The organism is Mesorhizobium sp. M7A.F.Ca.CA.004.04.2.1, assembly GCF_004022825.1.
Taxonomy (GTDB): Bacteria; Pseudomonadota; Alphaproteobacteria; order Rhizobiales; family Rhizobiaceae; genus Mesorhizobium.
On the sequence record NZ_RZPH01001018.1, the window covers coordinates 1 to 2,113 of the forward strand.

2 protein-coding genes are annotated in these 2,113 nt (G+C 62.9%); one reads left to right on the forward strand and one right to left on the reverse strand.

Annotation, left to right across the window (positions count from 1 at the left end):
* The first annotated feature begins 39 nt into the window (after positions 1-39).
* The gene (locus EN893_RS30610) at positions 40-930 is read left to right on the forward strand and encodes an NAD-dependent epimerase/dehydratase family protein (protein ID WP_127267603.1); all 891 of its coding nucleotides are present in this window, start codon (positions 40-42) and stop codon (positions 928-930) included.
* 113 nt (positions 931-1,043) lie between these two features.
* On the opposite strand, the gene EN893_RS30615 is transcribed toward EN893_RS30610, so the two are convergent.
* Positions 1,044-2,113: LysM peptidoglycan-binding domain-containing M23 family metallopeptidase (locus tag EN893_RS30615; RefSeq protein WP_128362042.1), on the reverse strand; the 1,070-nt coding region annotated here is incomplete at its 5' end.

Consider the following 2,113-nt stretch of genomic DNA (forward strand, 5'->3'; position numbering starts at 1 on the left):
ACCTACGCCTCTCCATCGAGCTTGGACGAGAGGTTAGCCATGAGTTTTTATGTAGTTGTCGGAGCAGGCCCGGTCGGGCACGAGACCGCGCGCCTTCTGGGCGAAGAAGGACATGACGTCGTTCTCACGAGCCGGAGTGTCGGCTCAAACGCGTTGCGGAACGTCCGGGCGGTGCAGGCCGATGCCACCGATGCCGTTGAACTGGCGCGTATCTGCCGAAACGCCGACGCCATTTTCATGTGTGCCATGGCCGCCTATCACCGGTGGCCGACCGACTTCTTCCCAATCATCGACGGCACCGTGCGTGCCGCGGAAGCGGTCGGCGCGAAGCTTGTGGTTCTCGGAAACCTCTATGGCTATGGGAAACATGCCGATAGCCCGCTTCACTCCGACCTGTCTCTGGATCCGACTTCGAAGAAAGGGACCGCCCGCACGATCATGTGGCAGCGGGCGGTCCGTGCGGACGTGCCGGCAGTCGAAGTGCGGTCCAGCGATTATCTTGGACATGGCGCGATCAGCTCTTTCTCACTGGTCGCGCTGCCCTCCATAATCGAGGGGAAGCCGACTGCTTTCATTGGAAACCTCGACGCGACTCATGCCTGGTCCTTCACGAAGGACGTGGCCAGGACGCTGGTCGCCGCTTCCCGCTACACGGGCAAATGGCGACGGGCGTTCCATGTTCCATCGCAACACGCCTCACCCCGGGAACTCATCCTGACGACGGCGGCAATGCTTCACCGTGAAATTCCAGAAACACGTTCCTATTCCATCCCCGAAATGGAAGCATTGGGCATGCATGAACTCATCGAGATGAGCTATCTCTTCGACAATCCCTTGCTGGTCGATTCCTCCGACGCGGAGACGCTTCTCGGAATCAAGGCCAGCGGCCTTGACGTCATGATCGCCGACACTCTGCGTGATCATCTTTGAAGCTTGAAGACTGGCGCGTCGCGTTGAAACTGAAAAAGCCCGCTCCTTTCGGAACGGGCTGAGCCGGCGGGCCGGACTGGAGGTCAGACGGCCCGCAAATTGCTTTTTTTCTTCTATTCGAGGTAACCCGAGGGATCGACCGGGGCCGAGTTCTTGCGCACTTCGAAGTGCAGCTTCGGCGAGTCCGTCGTGCCGCTCATGCCCGACAGCGCGATTTCCTGGCCGCGCTTGACCTTCTGGCCGCGCTGCACCTCGATCGAGCTGGCGTGGCCGTAGACGGTGACCAGGCCATTCTCGTGGCGCACCAGCACCGTGTTGCCGAATTCCTTGAGGCCGTCGCCGGCATAGATGACGACACCGTTCTCGGCTGCCTTGACCGGTGTGCCCGAGGGCACGGCGATGTCGACGCCGTCTTTGCCGGAGCCGAAACCGGAGATCACGCGACCGCGCACCGGCCAGCGCATCTTGCCGATGCCGGTGGCGTCAGGCGCGACGGCATCGTCGGCCTCGGCCTGCTGGATGACCTTCGAATCCTTCTTCGGCGGCGTGTAGGACGCCAGCGTTTCCGACGGCGTGGTCTTTGCCGCGGGCTGCGTCGTGGCCGTCGTCACCGGATCGACCTTGGCCGGTTTGGCGGCGGCGACGGTCGCGGTTCCACCCGCCGGCACCTTCAGGGTCTGGCCGATCTTGAGCAAGCCATCCTGCATGCCGTTGGCCTGCTTGATGGCAACGACTCCGACACCGGTTTTCCTGGCAATCGAGGAAAGCGTGTCGCCCGACTGAACCGTATAGGTGCCAGCTGCATTGGTCGCCTTGGCCGCGGCTACCTGCGGCTTGGGCTCCTTGGGCTGGCTCGCGGCGGCCGACGTATCGACCTGAGCGGTGGATTTGCCCTCCCTAGGCTTCGGCTGCTGCGGCAGGACGGCGACTTTGTCCGGCGCAGTGGCCGGCAGGTTGTGCTTGGTGTCTTTCGCCGGCTTGGCATCCGCGAGCTTCGGCTCGCTCTTGCTCGAATAGGCGTAGGCCGGGATGACCAGCTTCTGGCCGGTCTTCAGCCCCTTGGTCGCGCTCAGCCCGTTGACCTTCATGATCACGTCGGACGGCACCTTGTAGCGCTGCGCCAGGCCGCCGATCGTTTCGCCGTCCCTGACGACGATCTCGGTTGCATGCGGAGTGCCGGAAG